20 protein-coding genes are annotated in these 17,368 nt (G+C 68.9%); 9 read left to right on the forward strand and 11 right to left on the reverse strand.

Going from position 1 to position 17,368, the window contains the following annotated elements; translation table 11 throughout:
* Positions 1 to 36 precede the first annotated feature (36 nt).
* On the forward strand, positions 37 to 1,107 hold the full coding sequence (locus ACNJ7K_RS15550; RefSeq protein WP_159418168.1) for a class I SAM-dependent methyltransferase: 1,071 nt from the start codon (positions 37 to 39) through the stop codon (positions 1,105 to 1,107).
* Positions 1,108 to 1,176: 69 nt separating this feature from the next.
* A complete protein-coding gene (locus tag ACNJ7K_RS15555; RefSeq protein WP_120282900.1) occupies positions 1,177 to 1,542 on the forward strand; it encodes an HNH endonuclease in 366 nt (121 codons plus the stop codon).
* A gap of 1,364 nt (positions 1,543 to 2,906) precedes the next feature.
* On the opposite strand, the gene ACNJ7K_RS15560 is transcribed toward ACNJ7K_RS15555, so the two are convergent.
* The 4 genes from ACNJ7K_RS15560 to ACNJ7K_RS15575 are packed head-to-tail and all read right to left on the reverse strand — an operon-like array spanning position 2,907 to position 7,304.
* Positions 2,907 to 3,839 carry a TAXI family TRAP transporter solute-binding subunit gene (locus tag ACNJ7K_RS15560; protein ID WP_487041879.1) on the reverse strand — a complete coding sequence of 311 codons (933 nt, stop codon included), beginning with the start codon at positions 3,837 to 3,839 and terminating at the stop codon, positions 2,907 to 2,909.
* Positions 3,836 to 5,263, reverse strand: coding sequence for a sensor histidine kinase (locus ACNJ7K_RS15565; protein ID WP_487041880.1), 1,428 nt, complete (start codon positions 5,261 to 5,263; stop codon positions 3,836 to 3,838). The genes ACNJ7K_RS15560 and ACNJ7K_RS15565 overlap by 4 nt, the downstream gene beginning before the upstream one ends.
* A gap of 1 nt (position 5,264) precedes the next feature.
* Positions 5,265 to 5,921 (reverse strand): response regulator transcription factor, encoded by a 657-nt coding sequence (locus ACNJ7K_RS15570; RefSeq protein WP_268653753.1) that lies wholly within the window; start codon positions 5,919 to 5,921, stop codon positions 5,265 to 5,267.
* A 15-nt stretch (positions 5,922 to 5,936) separates the two neighbouring features.
* Entirely contained in the window at positions 5,937 to 7,304 is a 1,368-nt protein-coding gene (locus tag ACNJ7K_RS15575; RefSeq protein WP_487041881.1) for an MFS transporter, read from the reverse strand.
* 185 nt (positions 7,305 to 7,489) lie between these two features.
* Between ACNJ7K_RS15575 and ACNJ7K_RS15580 the strand changes: the two genes are divergently transcribed.
* Both ACNJ7K_RS15580 and soxR read left to right on the forward strand, forming a co-directional pair.
* Positions 7,490 to 7,708 carry a hypothetical protein gene (locus ACNJ7K_RS15580; RefSeq protein WP_231912079.1) on the forward strand — a complete coding sequence of 73 codons (219 nt, stop codon included), beginning with the start codon at positions 7,490 to 7,492 and terminating at the stop codon, positions 7,706 to 7,708.
* A gap of 98 nt (positions 7,709 to 7,806) precedes the next feature.
* Entirely contained in the window at positions 7,807 to 8,295 is a 489-nt protein-coding gene (soxR, locus tag ACNJ7K_RS15585) for a redox-sensitive transcriptional activator SoxR (protein WP_159418163.1), read from the forward strand.
* A gap of 24 nt (positions 8,296 to 8,319) precedes the next feature.
* On the opposite strand, the gene ACNJ7K_RS15590 is transcribed toward soxR, so the two are convergent.
* Together ACNJ7K_RS15590 and ACNJ7K_RS15595 are read right to left on the reverse strand one after the other, a co-directional pair.
* Entirely contained in the window at positions 8,320 to 9,204 is an 885-nt protein-coding gene (locus tag ACNJ7K_RS15590) for an alpha/beta fold hydrolase (RefSeq protein WP_487041882.1), read from the reverse strand.
* Positions 9,201 to 9,434: a hypothetical protein gene (locus tag ACNJ7K_RS15595; RefSeq protein WP_016696411.1), complete on the reverse strand. Its 234-nt coding sequence runs from the start codon at positions 9,432 to 9,434 to the stop codon at positions 9,201 to 9,203. The genes ACNJ7K_RS15590 and ACNJ7K_RS15595 overlap by 4 nt, the downstream gene beginning before the upstream one ends.
* Before the next feature lie 138 nt (positions 9,435 to 9,572).
* On the opposite strand from ACNJ7K_RS15595, the gene ACNJ7K_RS15600 reads away from it, so the two are divergent.
* Entirely contained in the window at positions 9,573 to 10,601 is a 1,029-nt protein-coding gene (locus tag ACNJ7K_RS15600) for an NAD(P)H-binding protein (protein WP_487041883.1), read from the forward strand.
* Positions 10,602 to 10,661: 60 nt separating this feature from the next.
* Here the strand turns inward: ACNJ7K_RS15600 and ACNJ7K_RS15605 are convergent, their stop codons facing one another.
* On the reverse strand, positions 10,662 to 10,868 hold the full coding sequence (locus tag ACNJ7K_RS15605) for a hypothetical protein (protein ID WP_487041884.1): 207 nt from the start codon (positions 10,866 to 10,868) through the stop codon (positions 10,662 to 10,664).
* 131 nt (positions 10,869 to 10,999) lie between these two features.
* Here ACNJ7K_RS15605 and ACNJ7K_RS15610 point away from each other — a divergent pair, with 131 nt between their 5' ends.
* On the forward strand, positions 11,000 to 12,196 hold the full coding sequence (locus ACNJ7K_RS15610; RefSeq protein WP_487041885.1) for a Fic family protein: 1,197 nt from the start codon (positions 11,000 to 11,002) through the stop codon (positions 12,194 to 12,196).
* A 46-nt stretch (positions 12,197 to 12,242) separates the two neighbouring features.
* Here the strand turns inward: ACNJ7K_RS15610 and ACNJ7K_RS15615 are convergent, their stop codons facing one another.
* Complete coding sequence (locus tag ACNJ7K_RS15615) at positions 12,243 to 12,467, reverse strand: DUF2188 domain-containing protein (RefSeq protein ID WP_487041886.1); 225 nt, start codon at positions 12,465 to 12,467, stop codon at positions 12,243 to 12,245.
* Between the two features lie 149 nt (positions 12,468 to 12,616).
* On the opposite strand from ACNJ7K_RS15615, the gene ACNJ7K_RS15620 reads away from it, so the two are divergent.
* Positions 12,617 to 13,672, forward strand: coding sequence for a tyrosine-type recombinase/integrase (locus tag ACNJ7K_RS15620; protein ID WP_487041887.1), 1,056 nt, complete (start codon positions 12,617 to 12,619; stop codon positions 13,670 to 13,672).
* Between the two features lie 91 nt (positions 13,673 to 13,763).
* A complete protein-coding gene (locus ACNJ7K_RS15625) occupies positions 13,764 to 15,203 on the forward strand; it encodes an NAD(P)/FAD-dependent oxidoreductase (RefSeq protein WP_159418158.1) in 1,440 nt (479 codons plus the stop codon).
* 55 nt (positions 15,204 to 15,258) lie between these two features.
* Here the strand turns inward: ACNJ7K_RS15625 and ACNJ7K_RS15630 are convergent, their stop codons facing one another.
* From ACNJ7K_RS15630 to ACNJ7K_RS15640, 3 genes are all read right to left on the reverse strand, one after another.
* Positions 15,259 to 15,711 carry a PaaI family thioesterase gene (locus tag ACNJ7K_RS15630; RefSeq protein ID WP_487041888.1) on the reverse strand — a complete coding sequence of 151 codons (453 nt, stop codon included), beginning with the start codon at positions 15,709 to 15,711 and terminating at the stop codon, positions 15,259 to 15,261.
* A 220-nt stretch (positions 15,712 to 15,931) separates the two neighbouring features.
* Positions 15,932 to 16,057 (reverse strand): hypothetical protein, encoded by a 126-nt coding sequence (locus ACNJ7K_RS15635; protein WP_487041889.1) that lies wholly within the window; start codon positions 16,055 to 16,057, stop codon positions 15,932 to 15,934.
* 280 nt (positions 16,058 to 16,337) lie between these two features.
* Positions 16,338 to 16,670, reverse strand: coding sequence for a hypothetical protein (locus tag ACNJ7K_RS15640; RefSeq protein WP_487041890.1), 333 nt, complete (start codon positions 16,668 to 16,670; stop codon positions 16,338 to 16,340).
* A gap of 299 nt (positions 16,671 to 16,969) precedes the next feature.
* Here ACNJ7K_RS15640 and ACNJ7K_RS15645 point away from each other — a divergent pair, with 299 nt between their 5' ends.
* Entirely contained in the window at positions 16,970 to 17,257 is a 288-nt protein-coding gene (locus tag ACNJ7K_RS15645) for a hypothetical protein (protein WP_487041891.1), read from the forward strand.
* The last annotated feature ends 111 nt before the right edge of the window (positions 17,258 to 17,368 follow it).

The following is a 17,368-nucleotide window of genomic DNA, read 5'->3' on the forward strand; positions in this document are numbered from 1 at the left end:
CCGTGAGCGAGTACTCCCATCGCCAGGAGGTGCGTGATGACCACGGAGATACAAGAACCCGACCAAGCACGACTCGAACAGACCCTCGGACAACTCGTCGTCGACATGGGCGCGGCCATGAACGGCGCCCTGGTCCTGATCGGTGTCGATCTGGGCCTGTGGCGAGCCCTCGACGAATCCGGCCCGACCACCAGCGAACAACTCGCGGCCCGCACCGGCCTCCGCGAACGCTATCTACGCGAATGGCTCTCCGCACAGGTAGCAAGCGGATATCTGACCTACGAGCCGGACAACGACACCTTCACACTGTCCCCGGAACACGCCATGGCACTCGCCCGCGAGGACAGCCCGGTCTACCTCGCCGGCGGCCTCCACCTGATCAGTTCGGTCTACAAGGACCGGCTGCGCATCACCGAACGCATCCGCAACGGAGAGGGTTTCGGCTGGCACGAACACGATCCCGAACTGTTCGTCGGCACCGAACAGTTCTTCCGCCCCGGCTACCGCGCCAACCTCGTCGACGTGTGGCTGCCCACCCTCGACGGGGTCGTCGACAAACTGCGTGCCGGCGCCACCGTCGCCGACATCGGCTGCGGCCACGGCGTCTCCACAACCCTGCTCGCGCAAGCATTCCCGCAGTCCACCATCCGCGGCTTCGACTACCACGACGGGTCCATCGCACGAGCCCGCGAACTGGCCGCGGAGGAGGGTGTCGACAACGCCACCTTCGAGGTCGCTTCGGCCGTGGATTTCCCCGGATCCGACTACGACCTGATCTGCTATTTCGACTGCCTGCACGACATGGGCGATCCCGTCGGCGCACTGCGGTACGCGCGCGGCGCGCTCGCCGACGACGGCACGGTGATGCTCGTCGAACCGTTCGCCCGCGACAGCCTGTCCGAGAACCTCAATCCGGTCGGCCGGATGTACTACGCCGCGTCGACGGTGTTGTGCACCCCGTCGTCGCTCGACCAGCCGGTCGCACTCGGGCTCGGCGCGCAGGCCGGGGAGCGGCGGCTCGCGGACGTCGCCGCCGAAGCCGGCTTCGGCACCTTCCGGCGCGCCACCGAAACTCCCTTCAATCTCGTCCTCGAAGCACGCCCCTGAGTCACTCGTCGGCACACCGGATCGGACCCATCGGCGACCCCGGCGGCGCCGATGGGCCACGATCGGAGGATGGACCGCGTCACCCGACTCTCGCTCGCACTCGACCGTCAGGAGGGGCGGTGCCTGTGGTGCGGACGGGAGTTCGGGCGGTTGATCACCCCGACCACCGATCATCTGGTGCCGCGGCTGAAGGGCGGGCCGAGCATCACCGCCAACGAGGTCGCCGCGTGCCGACGTTGCAACGCCGACCGCGGACACGTCGCGCCGGTCGAATGGCTCGACCGGTGCCGGCAGCGCGACGGCTGGACGCCCGACGAGAAGCTGCTGACGCGACTGCTCGAGGAACTCGCCGACGAACTCGTCCGGGTCGGTGGCCATCGTCGTGCCCGGGACTATCTGTCCGCACAGTTGCGGCGGTTGCGGCGACCGTCGTGACACCGGTGAACCGAGTTCCCGTGCACCGCAATCAATACGTCACAGTGACGTTTTAGGGCCGGTCGCCCGGAGGGGAGAAGGGGAGTCCACGCCATCGACCCGACGGAACGCGACCCGCAGAAGAGTCAGGACGACCGCGATACCCCGGGGATCGAACGGGACGATGGTGATCACGAAGACCACCCAGAAGCGCAGGAGCCGTAATTGCGTCACCGTCGACCTCCCGGATCGCGTCGTCACTACCGCGCCGATGGAATCGGCGCAGATTCACGTTCACCGCAGGACCGCGGAGCCCATATGGAAACGTCACTGTGACGTTTTGACGGCGGTTGAGCGGACGAGCAGGGGACGAGGGCGGCAGGCCCGGAAGGTCACCTCGGGCGCCCGAAGCGGCAGACGGGCGCGAGGCGGCAGCCTCGGGCGGACCACAGGCCGTGGATCGGGTCGGCGCGGGCCGGCCACGGCAGATGCATGGCAGTTCGGATGCCGGGAGCGAGTCGGTGCGGGATTGTTCGCATGCCGCGGGATGCAAGGGAACAACTCGCGATAGACGACATGTCGCACAATGCGAGGCAGTGCACGCAACGACGCCGCAGAGACAAGAATCCGGACGCCCGTCGGAACCTCGGATTATCAGCGCGGAACCCCAGGTCGCGGTGTGTATCGAATTGCCGATAATCTACATTATGTTAACTAGAGTGAAATCGGACCTCCTCCGGCTAGGTGCGGCAAGGGCGTTCGAGACATTCGGAGCTCCCTGGTTCGACCCGGATCGATGCGATGGGTCCCACCTGTCACCCGGCCTCCGACCCGAGGCCGGCTCGCCTCCGGACCGAACCCCGCCGCCGTAACCCGCCGGCGCCCGTACCGGATCGAGCCGCCGATCCGCTCGACGCGCGTTCGGCTGCTCATGCATCGGTGCCATGCTGCAGCGACGCGCACACTGCAACGACTCACGGTTCGCCGATGCGGCGTTGCGACAGCACCGTGTCGTCGTCGCGTGCATGTTGTGCGCACTGGATCGCGCGGACGATGCGCATGCTGGTGGTGTGAGATCATCCCGTCCCCCGGGGTGCCGCGACCACCGATCACCCCTTCTCGCCTCTTCCACATTTGATGGATAATCACCGTTATCCATGAATCATGTTGGTAATCAACAAATTTCACGTACACAGAAGTGAACGGTTCCATTGTGCCCCGCGCATGTCCCCTGCACAGCCGATCCGGTCCCGATCTCCTCGAACCTCGAGGGCGAGCCCGATCTCCGCACCGCATCCCCACGACACCAGCGGATGCCTTCCACCCGACTATCTGCCCTTGGGACGGCACAATTCGGGGTCCTTCTCCCCTGCCCGCCCGTCTCGTCAGCCGTGATGGCGCCGGTACGCGGCCACCGCTCCCGGATGCAGCGGGACATCGGCGGTGACGATCAGCGATTGCCGGTCGAGGAACTGGCTGCCGGTGGCCTGGGCCGGCACGAGTTCGGAGGCGTGGTCGACGAGCAGATCGACCAGCGCAGCGGCGGCCTCGTCCGACACCGAGGCGCCGGCGAGCAGCAGATTGCCCAAGCCGATGGTGGCGACGGCGTCCGGCTGCCCGTACGTGCCGGGCTGGATGAGGACCGGTTCGTAACGCGGACCGAATCGCGCCCGCAGCGGTTCGAGGAGCACGGACAGATCGATCAGCCGCAGCGGCACACCCACGTTCGCGAACGACGGGGTGGGAACACCGCCCGCCCACAGGACGGCGTCGATCTCGCCGTCCACCAGCGCGCGACCGGCGTCGGCCATCGACAGGTGCACGCGGGTGACGGTTCCCGGCTCGGCGAGCCCGGCGACGTCGAGGATGCGTTCGCCGGTGAATTCGGCACCCGATCCGGGAGCGCCGAGGCTGATCCGTGCGCCCCGAAGCTGGGCGATCTCACGGATCGGCGAGTCTGCGCGCACGGCCAACTGCATGTAATTCTCGTAGACCCGCCCGATCGCCGTGAACTGCGCGCCCTCGTCGTGGGCACGCACCGCGACGTCGGTGAGGGTCAGCGCCAGCTCCGCGTCCCCTGCCGTCAGCGCGGCGAGATTGGTGACCGATCCCGGGGTGCGTTCCGGCACGACCGCGATGGGAAGACCCGCCCGGTCGGCGGCGGCGGCGGTGAGTTCCGCGAACCCCCAGAAGAACCCGCCCTCCTCCCCTGCCGCCAGGATCAGTTCCTCACGCTCACCGGTGCGCGTGCAGCCGGCGACGGCTCCGCCCACCGCCAGCAACGCGACGGACCGCAGGAGATCACGGCGGGTGATCATGATGCCTCCGCGCGGGAGTCGGCGGGCAGTGTCAGGGTGACGGCGAGTCCGTGCGGAACGGCTGCGGCGAGGTCGAGGGTGCCGCCGCCGCTCTCGACGAGCGCGACTGCGATGGACAGCCCGAGGCCGGTGCCGGGCCCGTCGGCTCCGGACCCGCGGAAGAACCGGGAGGTGAGGGCGCCGAGCTCGTCAGGTGCGACTCCAGCGCCGTCGTCCTCGACGCGGATCCGGATCATCCCGCCGTGGTGTCGGGTGGTGATGCGGACCCCGGTGGCCGCGCGGGCGTACTTGCTCGCGTTGCTGAGCAGCACGTCGAGCACCTGGGCGAGGTGGTCGGCGGAGAAGCAGGCGTGCAGGCGCTGTTCGGATGGTTCGTCCACGGTGACGGTCATGCCGGTCTCGGCCAGGGCATCGGACCAGGCGTCCACACGGTCGGCGACGACGACACCGACATCGCACCCGTCGTGCCCTTCGGTGTCCGTGGTGTCGATGGGTGATTCTGCGGTGGCGAGGGCGAGCAGACCGTCGAGGATGCCGCCGAGCCGGTCGACTTCGACGGCCGTCCGCCGGTAGGTCTCCGCGCCGGCGGCGGCGACGTGCGGTTCGAGGGAGTCGAGCCGGATGTGCAGGGCGGCGAGCGGGTTCCGGAGTTGGTGCGCGGTGTCGGCGATGAGTTGCTTCTGGGCGCGGGTGGACGTGCGGACGGCCTCGGACATGGTGTCGAAGGCCTGTGTGAGTTCCCGTGCCTCCGGTGGACCGTGATACCGGACCGAGACGGTGGCGTCGCCGGTCCGTGAGCGTGGATACAGCGCCGGGACGCTGTCGGTGAGCGCCGCGACCCGCGCGGTGAGCGCGGTGAGCGGGCGGACCGTCCACCGCGACAGGGCGATCGCGAGGATCGTGACGAGCGCAAGGGCCGCTGCCGCCCCGGTGACGATGAGCAGCCACGAGGTGCGGATGTCGTGGCGGGCGGCGTCGGTGGACACGTCGACGACGACGGCTCCTTCGACCTGGGCGCCGGTGCCCACCGGCACGGCGAGCAGGACCCGCTGCGGGGACCACGGGGTCAGCGGACCGCCTATGCCCTGTTTCTGGTTGCGCAGACCGGCGGTGATCGCCTCCGGCACACCGGGGTCGGTCGGGGTCAGGTCCGCACTCGCGCGGGGTGCGCCGCGCGCGTCGACGATCAGCACGCCTTCGTCGTAGAGCCGGTGGTAGCGGGTCACCTCCTCGTCGAGCAGGGCGGTGCTGCCGGGGGCGCGCATCTGGACGGCGAGGGTGGCGAAGTGGTGGGCGTCGGCTTCCCGGTTCGCTCCCAGGACGGCGGTGCGGCCGGCGCTGGTGGCGAGGGCGAGCGGTACGGCGAAGGCGACGACGGCGACGGTCGCGAAGACGAGCAGCACCGCCAGGACTCGCCGGCGCATGTCAGCTGCCCCACCGGTAGCCGTAGCCGCGGATGGTGGAGATGAGTCCGGGGCGGGCGAGTTTCGCGCGCAGCCCGGTCATGTGCACGTCGAGCGACCGGGAGATCGCCACGTAGGCGTCGCCCCACACGGCGTCCATGAGTTGTTGGCGGCTGACCGCGGCGCCGGGTCGGGCGACGAGGACGGCGAGCAGGTCGAATTCCTTCGGGGTGAGGGTGACCGGTTCGCCGCCCACCTCGACTTCGCGGGCGTCGAGGTCGACGACCACGTCGCCGGCCCGGACGATGCGGGAGGCCTCGGACAGCGCGCGGCGCCGTTGGGTGACGACGTCCACGCGGGCGAGCAGTTCGGCCAGGCGGGCCGGTTTGACGAGGTAGTCGTCGGCACCGCCGCGCAGGCCGCGCACCACCGAGCGTTCGTCGCCGCGCGCGGTGAGGATCACGACGGGGACGTCGCTGACGGCCCGCAGTTGCCGGAGCACCTGCAGGCCGTCGGCGTCGGGCAGGCCGAGGTCGAGGATGACGACGTCGAGGTCTCGGTGGCCGAGGAGCAGGTCGGCGCCGCGCCGCATGCGGATCGGCCGGTGGCCGTGGGAGGTGAGGGCTTCGACGAGGGCGTCGCCGACTCCGTCGTCGTCCTCGACCACCGCGATCTGCACGTGGTTGCCTTTCGGTCAGTGTCGTGAGGTGGCCAGGTCGGCGTGCTCGTCGGGGGTGTCGGTGTGGGTGCTCGTGCGGTCCAGGGGTGAGCCGTCGGAGGTCTCCCGCATGAAGAAGTACACGACGAGCGAGATGGCGATGCAGCCGGTCACGTAGTAGAAGAATAGCGATTCGTGGCCGGCGCGCTTGAGGGCGAGCGCGACGGTTTCGACGGTACCGCCGAAGATCGCGAGGGTCAGCGCGTAGGGCAGGCCGACGCCGAGCGCGCGGACCTTGGTGGGGAACAGTTCGGTCTTCACGATGGCGTTGACCGAGGTGTAGCCGGTGACGACGGTCAGGCCGAGCATCATCAACCCGAACGCGATCAGCGGGTTCGTGGTGTTGCCGAGCACGGTCATCAGCGGGATGGTGAGCACGGTGCCGCCGACCCCGAAGAAGATGAGCAGTTTGCGCCGGCCGATGCGGTCCGACAGGGCACCACCGATGGGCTGCAGGACGATGAACACCAGCAGGGCAGCGAAGTTGATCCAGGCGACGGTGTCCTTGGAGATGCCGGAGGTGTTGATCATGTATTTCTGCATGTAGGTGGTGTAGGTGTAGAACGCCACGCAGCCGCCGAGGGTCAGCGCGCACACCAGCAGGCATTCGCGGGGGTACTGCAGCAGCATCCGGATGCCGCCCTGCTCGGGCTTGCCCTCCGGGAGGTCGGCGGCGCTCTTGGCCGCGACTTCCTCGGTGAACGCTTCGGATTCGTCCATGGTGCGGCGCAGCCACATCACGGCGACGGCGGCGACGGCGCCGATGACGAACGGGATGCGCCAGCCCCACGCCTGCATGGCCTCGGCGGAGAGGGTGAGCTGCAGGACGATCTGGACGCCGAGGGCGATGAGCTGGCCGGCGACGAGGGTGACGTACTGGAAGCTCGAGTAGAACCCGCGGCGTCCGGGTGAGGCGACTTCGGCGAGATAGGTGGCGCTGGTGGCGTATTCACCACCGACGGACAGTCCCTGCATCATGCGGGCGAGGACGAGAAGAAGAGGTGCGGCGAGTCCGATGGTCGCGTAGGCGGGGGTGACGGCGACGATGAGGGAGCCGACGGCCATGACGGTGACCGACAGGGTCAGCGCCGAGCGCCGTCCGTGCCGGTCGGCGTAGCGGCCCATGATCCAGCCGCCGATCGGTCGCATGAGGAATCCCACGGCGAAGATCGCTGCGGTGGACAGCAGTTGGGCGGTGGGGTCGCCTTCGGGGAAGAATTCTTTCGCGAAGTACACGCTGAACGCGGCGTAGACGTACCAGTCGTACCACTCGATCAGGTTGCCGACCGAGCCTTTCAACACGTTGCCGATGACTCGGCGTTCGCCCGTCGAGGTGGTGCTCACCCGGGACTCCTTTCGCTGCGTGGATCTGTGCGCTCCCCACAGTGGTTCGGGTCACAGCGGTTGCGGAAGGGTCTGTGGCGGTTCCTAACACTCCCTTAGGAATGTGGTCGGGACGGGCGGGATCGGCGTGGCGCGCGGGGTGCCGCTCCCCCGTTGTGCGGGTCGGAGGTTCTACGGTGGTCGGCGTGACGATCCCCGCATCGAGTTATCTGTTCCAGGCCCGGACGTTCGTGAGCGGCTCGCGTAAGTGGCGGTTCGAGGCGGCGTTGGCGACCGCCCGGGTCTGCGAGCGGTTCGAGCGGCCGTATCCGAAGTCGGTGCGGACGCTGGCACACACCGCGTACGACATGTTGCGGATGGATGCGCCGGAGGTCGCTGCCGAGTTCGGGCCGCCGTCGTTCTGACCCCGGCTGCTCACGCGATCCGGGTGCTCGGTGCCTCCGATGGCCGGTACTGTGCAGCACAACCCGATCACGATGTCTGCGGGGCGAGGAGGGGGCCGATGAACCCTGCGATATGGCTGACACCCGGCCAGTTGGCGGACCGTTCCGGGGTGGCGGTCTCGGCGCTGCACTACTACGAGTCGCGTGGTCTGATCACCAGTCGCCGCACCTCGGGCAATCAGCGGCGTTATCGTCGCGACACGCTGCGCAAGGTCGCGTTCATCAAGGTCGCGCAGGGCGTCGGGGTGTCGCTGGACGAGATCAAGGAGGCGTTCGATTCGTTGCCGGACAGTCGTGTGCCGACGACGGAGGACTGGGCGCGGTTGTCGCGGGCGTGGCACGACCGGCTGACCCGCCGCATCGAGGATCTCACCGCGTTGCGGGACAGTTTCACCGAGTGCATCGGCTGCGGGTGTCTGAGTTTGGCGTCGTGTCCGCTCGCGAATCCCGGGGATGTGCTCGGGCAGCAGGGTCCGGGTCCGCGTCGGCTACCGGTGCACGACGATCCGCCGGTGGAGTCGGTGCCGCGCGCGGAGTGGTCCGGTTGAGGTCACGACTCGTCGAGCCGGCGGTCAGGTGCGCGCCGCTTCGATCTGCTGCACGAACCGGGCGGTGGCGTCGGCGACGTCGCGGGGATGGGAACGCGGCGACCAGTGCCCGGCGTCGAGCGGGTGGATGCGCAGGTCGGTGACCCAGCGGGAGGTGTCCTCGTAGCTCACGGGGCGTACCGCACGGTCGCGCAGGTTCTGGATCAGCTGGACCGGGACGTCCGTGCGCCGCTCGCGGGGTCGGGCGAGCCGCGCACGGATGTTCGCCCGGTACAGGGACAGTCCGTGCACCATGTCGTCGGCGAGGGTCGGGGCGACCGGTGCGATCGCAGCAGGGTCGGTGCGGTCGAAGAAGCCGACGAAGGCCGGCCAGTGGCGGGCGAGCCTGCCGCGCAGCACCGGATTCGGCAGACCGGGGATCTGGAAGGCGAGGGTGTAGGCGGAGGCGAGAGCCTGTTCGGCGGGGCCGAGTGGGCGCATCCGACGCAGACGACGGCGCATCCACAGGCCGAGATGGTCGAGATTGGGGCCGGAGATCGAGGTGTAGGAGGCGATGCGATCGCCGGCGTCGGGTTCGCACACCGCTTCCCAGCACAGCACCGCGCCCCAGTCGTGGCCGAGCAGGTGGACCGGTTCGTTCGGGGCGAGGGCGTCGATGACGGCGTGCAGGTCGGCGGCGAGGTGATCGAGCCGGTAGTGCGCCACCTCGGGAGGGACGGTGGAGGCGCCGGCGCCGCGGTTGTCGTAGCGCAGGATGCGGAAGTCGTCGGCGAGCAGGGGCGCGACGCGGTCCCACAGGGCGTGGGTGTCGGGCCAGCCGTGGACGAGGACGAGGGTCGGGCCGTGCGGGTTGCCTTCCTCGGCGACGTGGAGTCGGACGGGCCCGTTGGTGACGGTGTGGGTGGTCATGGTTGTCCTGGCGTCTCGGGGGCCGGTGGGTGGTCGCCGGGGGGTCGGGTGAACAGCGTGCGGCGCCGCAGGCTGCTGGCGATGGCGAAGAGGGATTCGGAGACGGAGGTGGGCCGGCCGTGGCGGCGCTGGACGAGGTGTCCGAGTGCGGACAGCAGTCCGGCGCCGAGGGGGACGGCGAGGACGAACAGGATCCGATGTCGCAGTGGGCTGCCGCGCAGCATCGACATGGGAGGCCTCCTTCGATACCGGCCACTGTATTTGTGACCAACGGTAACACTATTTCTGGTGATGGGAACCACTCCTGATGTTTCGCGACGGTCCCGCGCGTGCATCCCTCCCGAAGGCGACAAGGGACGGGGCAGCGCATGAGAGTTCTCGTGATCGGCGCCTCCGGCTATGTCGGCAGCCGGGTCGTCCCCACCTTCCTCGCTACCGGCTGCACCGTGCGCGCCGCCGCCCGGAACCCGAAGGCCTTGCGACGCTTCTGGTGGCACGACCGGGTCGAGACCGCGCGGGTGGACGTCACCGACGCGCACACTCTCCCACCGGCGCTCGACGATGTCGACGTCGTGGTCTATCTCGTGCACGGGATGCGCTCGGCGCACTTCCGCGACCTCGACCTGGCGGCGGCCCGCACCGTGCGGCGCGCGGTCGATGCCTCGCAGGTGACGCGCGTCGTCTACGTCTCCGGCTTTGTCCCCGAGTGTGCGCCGGACGAGCTGTCCGAGCATCTGCTCTCGCGCTGGGAGGTCGAGCGGGAACTGTCCCGATCGCGCCGCACGGTGATCACGCTGCGGGCCGGGATGGTGCTCGGCTCGGGGTCGACGAGCTTCGAGGTGCTCGGCCAGCTCGGTGGGCGTCTGCCCGTCACCGTGGTGCCCGATTGGATGGAGTCGCGGGTCGAGCCGATCGCGGTCGTCGACCTGGTCGCCGCGGTGCTCGGGGCGGCCGTCGCGGACACTCCCACGGACTCGTTCGATGTGGGCTGCGGACAGTCGCTGCGCTATCCCGAGTTGCTCCGCCGCTACGGGCAGATCACCGGCATGCCGCGCGCTCAGGTCACCGTCGCCGGATTGCCGGGCGCGGTGATCGGCCGGCTCGGCTCGTGGTTGACGGAGGTGCCGTCGGGAACCGTGGCGGCGTTGATGGAGAGCCTGCGGCACGACATGACGGCCCGCGATCGTCGGTGGGTCGGCCGCCTGGTCCCGGCCACCCATCGGCCGTTGGGGATCGTACCGGCGTTGCAGCGCGCGGTGCTGCCCGCCGATGCGAGTGTGCCGTGCGCGGAACGGGATCCGATGGGTGCGCTACCCGGAGACCCGGAGTGGGCGGTCGCCGCCGCGGAGGCGCGCCGGTTCTCGGCGCACGGGATCCCGCCGCGACGCCGACCGTAGAGGGTGGACGGGACGCCGTACTCGTCGACGGCGGCGTCCCGTTCTCGGGGTGCGCTGGGTCTAGTCGACCGGGCCGAGCGCGGGAGCGGTCACGAAGTTCAGCGCGTCGTGGCCGGCGAGGTGGTTGTCGATGATGCGCTCGATGGCCTGCCGCCATTCCTCCCGCACGGTCCCGGCGTCGTCGCCGGCGTCGAGTCTCTGCAGGATGTTGTGCTGCGCAACGTGATAGGCCATGGGCGTGTCGATGTCGAAGGTCGGTAGTGCCATGGCCTTGCACCATACGTCCGAACCACCCGAGGCCCCAACCCCCCGGTTCCGGCGGTGTACACCGGCGCGAACCGAACCCTCACCCGAGTCATACCATCGGATCATCGATTATCCGATGGTATGGTCCGGGGATGGCATCGGTTGACGTCGAGTCCGGCTGGCCCGCGGTCACCTACGAACAGCACCCGTGGGTGAGCAGCGATGCCTACGGCTCGCGGCGCGAGAAGCGCCTGACCACCGGCCCCTACCGCGCCGCGGTCCCCCCACTCATCGCCCACCGTCCGGTCCCGCTCGACGGCGAACTGCAGGCCCTCACCGAGGAAGCCGCGACGGAACTGACCCGTTTCGACGTCGAGGTCGGGCACATCACCGCCCCGTTCGCCTCCATCCTGCTGCGCACCGAGAGCGCGTCGAGCTCGGAGATCGAGAACCTCTCCAGCGGGGCGCGGCAGATCGCGCTCGCCGAACTCGGCGAACACGCCTCCCGCAACGCCCGCCTGATCGTCGGCAACGTGCGGGCGATGCGCGCGGCGCTCGAGCTGTCCGACGCGATCGACGCCGCCGCGATCCTGCGGATGCACCACGCGCTGCTCGAGCACGACGATCCGGCGATCGCCGGCCGGTGGCGCACCCAGCAGGTGTGGATCGGCGGGGGCAGTCTGGGCCCGCACACCGCGCAGTTCGTGCCCCCGCACCACGAGCGGGTGCCCGAGCTGATCGACGACCTGGTGGTCTTCGCCAACCGGGTGGATCTGCCGGTGGTCGCGCAGATCGCGGTCGCGCACGCGCAGTTCGAGACCATCCACCCGTTCCCGGACGGCAACGGCCGGGTGGGCCGCGCGCTGATCCAGGCGATGCTGCGCGGCGGGCAACTCACCCGCAGTGTCGCCGTGCCGGTCTCCGCAGGCCTGCTGCACAACACCGGGCAGTACTTCGATGCGCTCGGCGCCTACCGCGCCGGGGATCTCGGGCCGATCGTGCACTCGATCGTCGATGCGTCGTTCGCGGCGGTCGCCAACGGCCGCACCCTCGTCGCCGATCTCGAGGCGGTGCGCGAGCTGTGGCGGTCCCGGGTGACGGCGCGGCGCGATTCGGCGGTGCACCGGCTCGTGGACGTGCTGCTACGCCAGCCGGTGATCGACAACCGCTCGGCCGCGGCGGCCTTGTCGGTGACCGGCGCCAACGCGCAGATCGCCATCGACCGGTTGGTGGATGCGGGGATCCTGACGCAGATCACCGAGGGGCGCCGCAATCGCATCTGGCAGGCCAAGGACGTGGTGCGGGTGCTCGACGAGTTCGCCGCGCGCGCCAAACGCCGCCGCGGCTGACCCCCCTCGGTATCGATCGACCCGGCGACGGTCGGTTCGGGGTCGATCAGCCCGGGATGTCGCGCGGGTCGTGACCGTAGGTGTTGCGTTCGCCGATCGTCCCGTCGAGGTTGTGGACGAGGTGTTCGACCTTGCGGCGGCGCGCCTCGTCGCGGCCGGCGGCGACGGCCTCCTCGCGGGTGGCGTAGGTGCCGAGCAGGTCGCTCGAGCCCTCGATGCGGTTGTGCCAGGATCCGTCCTGGCGGAACGTTTCGACATCGCCTGCGGGCATGGGGCTCCTCTCCACGAACGGTCGGTTGTCCACCGCGTACCCGGCATCGGTCTCCCCAAATCCGGATGTGGTCTCTGCTGTCCCGTCGGCCCCTGCTGTCACACTGGACTCGCACATCTGTACGAGCGGATCTTCACGGGAGGGGCATCGTGGCGGGCAGCGCGACCGAGCCGGGATTGTCGGACTGGATCGGGTCGTATCTCGAGACCTTGCAGACCGCGAAACGGTCCCCGCACACCATCAAGGCCTACCGGCTCGACCTGCACGCGGTGCGCGCGCATCTCGCCGCGACCTGCGCGGTGCCGGAGGACGCGTTGACACTCGGGGATGTGACGGTGCGCGGGTTGCGGTCGGCGTTCGCGGCGTTCGCCGCCGAACGGCAACCGGCGTCGGTGCGCCGCGCCTGGTCGGTGTGGAACAACTTCTGCAACTTCCTCGTCTCCGAAGGGGTGTCGGAAGGCAACCCGATGGCCTCGATCGCGCAGCCGAAAAAGCCGCAACACACCCCGAAGGCGTTCTCCCCCACAGCGATCAATCAACTCGTCGACACCATCACCGTGGAGGCACAACGCCCGGCGGAGTCGGCGCGGGACTGGCCGCAACGCGATCTGGCGCTCATCGCGACGCTGCTGCTCACCGGGATCCGCTCGGACGAGTTGATCCGGCTCGATGTGGGCAGCATCCTCGGCGGCCGCGAGGCCCCGGTGCTGCGGGTGCTCGGCAAGGGCGCGATCGAACGGGAGATCCCCCTCGAGGACAGCTGGACGGCGATCGTCGCCGCCTATCTCGAGGAACGCTACGCCCGCTTCCCTGCCGCGCGGCGCCGCGCCCGCGACTGCGACGAGTTGCCCGTGTGGGAGCGGCACGACCCGACCGACCCGCTGTTCGTCGGCGCGGACGGCAAGCGCATCACCCGCGGCACCCTCCAGTACCGGGTGCGCCGTATCTACCGGCGCGCCGGGATCGAATCGGAACGCAAACGCGGGGCGCTCGCCCACGCCCTGCGGCACACCTTCGCCACGAGCCTGGCCGACAGCGGCGCGACGATGGTCGAGTTGCAGCAGCTGCTCGGACACCGTTCGTTGCAGACGGTGCAGGTGTACACCTCGGCGACGAACGACGCGGTGCGGCACGCGGCGCGGCACAACCCGGTGTACGGGCTGCTCGGGCCGGGCCGCGAGGCGGACGGCGACAGGCCGGTCTAGGACGGAGGGGCGGCTCGCCGGTTGGGCTGTGGGCAAACGTGGTAACTGCAAGACTGGAGAACGATCCATCCGGCAACGTGAAGGAGCATCCATGAGTGTCGAGCAGACCGAACCCCGCCGTCATCGAGTGGTCGTGATCGGATCCGGTTTCGGTGGGCTGTTCGGGACCCAGGCCCTGGCTCGTGCCGATGTGGACGTCACGGTCGTGGCGCGCACCACCCATCACTTGTTCCAGCCGTTGCTGTACCAGGTGGCCACGGGCATCCTGTCGGTCGGCGACATCGCCCCGGCGACCCGCATGGTGCTGCGCAAACAGAAGAACGCGCAGGTGCTGCTCGGGGACGTCGAGAAGATCGACCTGGAGAATCGGACGGTGACCTCCCGGTTCCTCGAGCGCTACACCACCACCGAATTCGACAGTCTCATCGTCGCCGCGGGCGCCGGCCAGTCCTATTTCGGCAACGACCAGTTCGCCGAGTACGCGCCGGGCATGAAGACCATCGACGACGCCCTCGAGCTGCGCGGCCGGATCCTCGGGGCGTTCGAGCAGGCCGAACTGTCCCACGATCACGAGGAACGCGCCCGGCTGCTGACCTTCGTGGTGGTCGGCGCCGGCCCGACCGGGGTGGAACTGGCCGGGCAGATCGCCGAGCTGTCGCGCCGCACCCTCAAGGGCACCTTCCGCAACATCGATCCGACCGAGGCGCGGGTGGTGCTGCTCGACGGCGCCTCCGACGTGCTGCCGGTCTACGGCGGCAAACTCAGCCGCAAGGCCCGCAACACCCTCGAACGGCTCGGGGTGGAGATCCAGCTCGGTGCGATGGTCACCGACGTCGACGCCGACGGTCTCGTCGTCAAGGAGAAGGACGGTTCGCAGCGGCGCATCGAGTCGCAGTGCAAGGTGTGGTCGGCGGGCGTGTCGGCCAGTCCGCTCGGCAAGCAGCTCGCCGAACAGTCCGGGGCGCAGGTCGATCGGGCGGGCCGGGTGGAGGTGCTGCCGGATCTGACGTTGCCGGGGCATCCGAACGTGTTCGTCATCGGCGACATGATGTCGCTGAACAAGCTGCCCGGTCTGGCGCAGGTGGCGATGCAGGGCGGCAAGTACGCGGCCCGGCAGATCATCGCCTCCCTCGACGGCGCCGACCCGGGCCATCGGGAACCGTTCAAGTATTTCGACAAGGGCAGCATGGCGACGATCTCGCGGTTCAGTGCGGTCGCGAAGGTCGGCAAACTCGAGATCAGCGGGTTCCTCGGCTGGGTGGCGTGGTTGTTCATCCACCTGCTGTATCTGGTGGGGTTCTCGTCGAAGCTGTCGACGCTGCTGTCGTGGGCGCAGGCGTTCTTCTCCACCGGCCGCAACGAGATGGCGGCGACCGAGCAGCAGGTGTTCGCGCGGATCGCGCTCGAGCACATGCGCGCGGACGAACCCGGCGGCGACTCGGCGAACGGCGCGGCCTCGGCGAAGGACGGGGACCGTTCCGCACAGGCGCCGGCCGGGCAGGGCCGCGGCGGGACGCAGGCCGCGGGCTGACCGTCGGTGCTCCGGCCGGGTGTGGTGTCCCGGCCGGAGCCGCCCGGCTGCAGGGTCAGTGCCCGATGCGGTCCGCGTCGGTGATGTTCGCCAGGCGCACCTGTCCCTGCGCGACGAGGCGGTCCTGTTCGTCGACGATCTCCACCCGCCACAGCTGCTGGGTGCGGCCGCGGTGCACCGGGGTGCCGGTCGCGGTGAGGACCCCTTCGCGGGTCGCGCGGAGGAAGTCGGTGTTGTTGTTGACCCCGACGACGTTGCCCTTGTCCCCCAGCCAGGTGGCCCCGGCGATGCTGGCGACGGTTTCGATGACCGCGCAGTAGACGCCGCCGTGCACGATGCCGTAGGGCTGATGCTGCGCCGGGGTGACCGTCCAGCGGGCTCGCACGAGATCGGGTGCGACCTCGGTGAACTCGAGACCGAGCGCCGTGCCGAATCCGCGGTCGTTGAGGGTCGTCACCGCCCGGGGGTCGCGCAGCAGTTCCGGATCGTGGGTGGGCTGGTCGCTCATGCGCATTCCTGTTCGTGCCGGGAGTGGATCGGCCACCGGAGCGGGTGGCCGTCGAACGATGGTAGGACATGGTGGTTTATGGACGGTCGGGTCGGAGCTCGTGGAGGACTCCGCGGCCCGCATGTTGTATGAGCGCTCCCGGCCGTGTCCTGACCACAGCGTTGATCTTTCCCACAGACGGACCAGGGTTGCCGCGCTTCCGCCGCGGCGATCTGGCGCGCTAAGAGGCGATCGCCCGGCTGACCACCCCGCCATGGCATCCCTTCCAGGCACGGCGCTCGACGAGATCATCGACGTCGGCGGTGAAATGCACGAGTCGGTTCTCCCAGCCGTGGGGCAGCACCACCGTGGTCCTTGTGGATGTCTTCGGCACAGACCCCGTGCAGATCGTGGAATGCGGAATCCTCTTGACGAAGACGTCCAGGACACTGAGCTTGTTCTGAAGATCGGTCCGGCTGTGAAGGCGCTACGCGGTTATATGCCCACCTCACGGGACACCGATGCCTCGGCGGGCAGCACGGAACCGTCGTAACTGGCCAGGATGGACTGCGAGCCGAAGACCACTATGTACGGCTCTTCGAGGTATGCACACGCGGTCCTGATCGCGCGGGCGAATTGTTCGCGGTTCACGCAGCACGATGTCGCAGGTCATCGAGCACCTCGAGACGCTCGGACTCGGCCATCAACACGGTCAGCGGTGACAGATTCCGTATCTCACGTCCCACCTCGTCATCGGAGAGCGCCCCGTGCCGGATCAGGTCGAGATCACCGGTTCGCAGCAGGTGGTCCCACCGCTCGACGTGCTCGAGCAGGGACTTCCCGCAGACCTGCTCACGGATCCTGTCCAAGCTCCGGCGAACCTGGTCGGTGTCCACCGGCAGATGCTCACGCTCGATCTTGTCCAGGACCGCAGTCCGCATGAGTTGTTGGCGGATGACCCTTCGCGGTACGACAGACATCTCAACTCCCCTCATGCTCAGCATCACAGTGCGTTGACCTGCCGCTTGACCGCTTTCAGCGTAAATGGTGCGGCCGGCAACGGCTGGAGCAGCGAGAGGAGCTTTGATGACCTCCTTACGGCGTCGGCTCACCATCGAACACCGAGGAGCCGGAGACCTTTCCCGCTACGGTCACGGTCGTCGGAAATGCGGAGCAAACCGACCCACAGACCGGACAGTGCATCATCGCCGCCGTCCCGATCGCACCGAACGACACGGTGTTGATACACGGCGAGAGCGCGGCCGCCTCGGCACGTTCTGTGCTGGAAGTCGACACCGTCGAACGCAACGCCGACGGTACGGGAGTGTGTACCTACGTAGCGCACTTCGACGCGGTTCCCGCGAATCAACGCCACTACACAATTACCGTCAGTAGCTCGGCGCCTTATGCCCGAACCTTCGAGTCGCCTGCTTTCCATGCGGGCGAGATCGAAGACGGAGCGACGTTCTATCTGCAAGAGTTCCCGCCCGGCACCGACCCCTCGGGCATCGGTGACGGCATGAGTTGGTCGGAGCTCCTGTCCGCAGCACCTGACGGCGCTCGCTGAAATTGGATCTGGCGCACTTCCCTGAGCCTCGTCACACCCGGCGCAGCGTGAAGGCCTGCCTCTTCAGGGCTCTCGGCGAGGCTGCGCCAATGATGGGTGAGTACGAAGACC

The sequence above is a fragment of the Rhodococcus shunpengi genome (assembly GCF_048381395.1).
Classification (GTDB): Bacteria; Actinomycetota; Actinomycetes; order Mycobacteriales; family Mycobacteriaceae; genus Rhodococcus.